The organism is Sulfuricurvum sp., from assembly GCF_028688295.1.
Taxonomy (GTDB): domain Bacteria; phylum Campylobacterota; class Campylobacteria; order Campylobacterales; family Sulfurimonadaceae; genus Sulfuricurvum.
The window spans coordinates 1-2,501 of the sequence record NZ_JAQTYM010000137.1 but is presented as its reverse complement, the minus strand read 5'-3'; the positions used below and the strand labels follow the sequence as shown (position 1 = coordinate 2,501).

At 44.1% G+C, this 2,501-nt stretch carries 2 protein-coding genes; both read left to right on the top strand.

Annotation, left to right across the window (positions count from 1 at the left end; all coding sequences use genetic code 11):
- Positions 1-1,989 (top strand): type VI secretion system tip protein TssI/VgrG (tssI, locus tag PHR02_RS13590; protein ID WP_299992849.1); only part of this gene is annotated, 1,989 nt, incomplete at its 5' end.
- Position 1,990: 1 nt separating this feature from the next.
- Positions 1,991-2,501: DUF2169 domain-containing protein (locus PHR02_RS13585; protein WP_299992848.1), on the top strand; the 511-nt coding region annotated here is incomplete at its 3' end.

The window sequence follows — 2,501 nt, the reverse complement described above, 5'->3', positions numbered from 1 at the left end:
CTCAGCACCCTCTTCGGCGCGAGCACTCTCATTAACGATCGAGTGAACTGCCGAGTAAGACTCAAAGGGTACAGCAGCAGTTCTGCTTTATCGTTAGTGGATAGCTACAGTGTATTAGAGTTAGAGGGAGAGAGTGCTGTATCGGTAGGATATCGTTTTACTATCGTCTTTGTCAGTGATGAAGAAATTAAGGTAGAAGCACTCAGTGATACCGAGGTGGAATTGAGTCTCAAAGATGAGATAAGCCCTCTTAACTCTACGACACTTTACGGACGTGTTTCTGGGGCTTCTGAGTTTGGAAGTGTCGGACGCAAACAGCTTTATCGTCTTGAGATTGTTTCACCTTTGTATTATTTGTCTCTTAATCGTCGCTATGAAGTCTTCCAAGATAAGAATGTCCTTGATATCATCACCGAGATCATTGGACGTTATGAAGCGCTGCTGCATCTAAATCTGAGTGTAAAAGCCGATCCTCTCCGTTATAGTATCCGTCATACCTGCACTCAGTATGCGCAAAGCGATTATGAGTTTATGACTATGTTGTGTGAAGAAGAGGGATTGGTATTACTCATAGACTCCTCTTCTTCTAATCCTTATAACCTTACCTTGTGTGAGTTGAGCGAACATGCTCTGGGTGCAGAGACTATAGAGTGTACCTATAATACCTCTAAACGCTTTGTTCCTTCATCGGGGGTTCATGATTATTATGATCCTCTCAAACCCTCTTTGGATATGTCTACCACCAAGCTCTCTAAATCCGCTGAACCGCTGGGGGATAATACCTACAGTGCTCAGTTACGTAATGATCTTAAACTCTATACACAGCATGATCGTTTGGAGATGTTTGAGGGTTCACTCTCTAAAGATCTAAATCGTTATAGCTCACTCGAAGCTCAGCGTGATTATGCGTCAGGGTTTTATGTTGAGGGGATCTCTACTGAACTCTCGATGAGAGAGGGGATACGGGTAACGCTGAATGATACCAAGGTATTTAAACGCGATGAAGTGATTATCCTCTCGTGTCACTATAGCGGCTCATTCCCTAATGCCCTCGATGAGCTTATTGCTACTGAAGAAGCACCCAAAGCGCAATACCAAGTCACCTTTAGGGCTATCCCCTCCTCTATCACCTATCGACCCCCTTATAGCGTTACTAAACCACGAATCGAAGGTGTCCACACTGCTATTGTCTCCAAGGGTGATAAGGAAACCTCTAAAGGTGCCAATGAGATTGATGTGAATGAGAAAGGTGAGATCAGAGTTATCATGCACTTTGATCCTAAATATCCTACCAGTGTCTATGTCCCTCTTAATACCCTCTATGCCGGAGATCATTATGGGATGCGATTCTTACCTCGTGTTAACTCAGAGGTACTTATCAGCTATATCAACGGTAACATTGATAGACCGATCATTATAGGGATGCTTCATAACGGTGAGAACAAGATACCTTATGATTTACCATCTACAAAGACGCAAAGCTACATTAAAACCCAAACGACTCCCCAATACAGTGATAGCGAAGGGTACAACGAAATCCTTTTCGAAGATGCTCAGAACAGTGAACAGTTCAACATGCGAGCACAAAAGGATTACAGTCTCCTCGTCCTAAACGATGCTAACGAGCATATCCAACATGACCGTAGTGAGACAGTCGACAATAACGAAGATGTTACTATCCACGGCTATCGAACTGAACGTGTCAACAAAAGCAAAACTGAAACCATTGATATCGCGAAAGCTCTGAGCATTGGAGCTGGCTATCAAGTGAGTGTTGGGGCTAGTAAGAATGAGAGTGTGGGGATCAGCTCTACAGAGCAAGTGGGAGCGATGAAATATACCCTCGTCGGCAAACGCTATGAACTCCAAGTCGGTGCGAGTTCAATGGTGATGAACGAAGACGGTACCATCATGATCCAAGGGAACAAGATATCGATAGTGGGAAATGAACACGTCGAAATCAAAAGTAAATTGGTAGATATCAACTAATATGAGTTTAACCAACTACACCCCTTTTCCTGCCGTTGTTTGGGAGACTACTGCACCCTCCGCACAGCCCTATATGAGTGCAGTATGCCGCATCAAATACAAGCTCGTCTCTGAAAATGAACAAGGGGTATGGAGCCTCGTGCCGGATCCTGACCAAGGTGATTTGTTTGATGAAGATATCTTTTACGATGATGACGCCCAAATTAGATACCCATCCGATTATGTACCCTACAAACCTAACGCAGACATCATCATAAACGGTGTTGCTCGTGCTTCAACGCCACAGCAGACATGGGTTTGCAATGTCTCTCTTTTATCCCCTACGAATCAACTTTTTTTGGATAAATCACTGCGTGTGTGGGGGGAGCGTTTTTGGAATGCTCAAGCCATTACCGGTTTTTGGAAACTCGATTCAGAGGCGAAACCTACCATAAAAGTCCCAATCTGCTACGAATTCGCCTATGGAGGAGAGATAGAAATTACCAACGGTGAGAGCAAAACCCTTTTGGCAC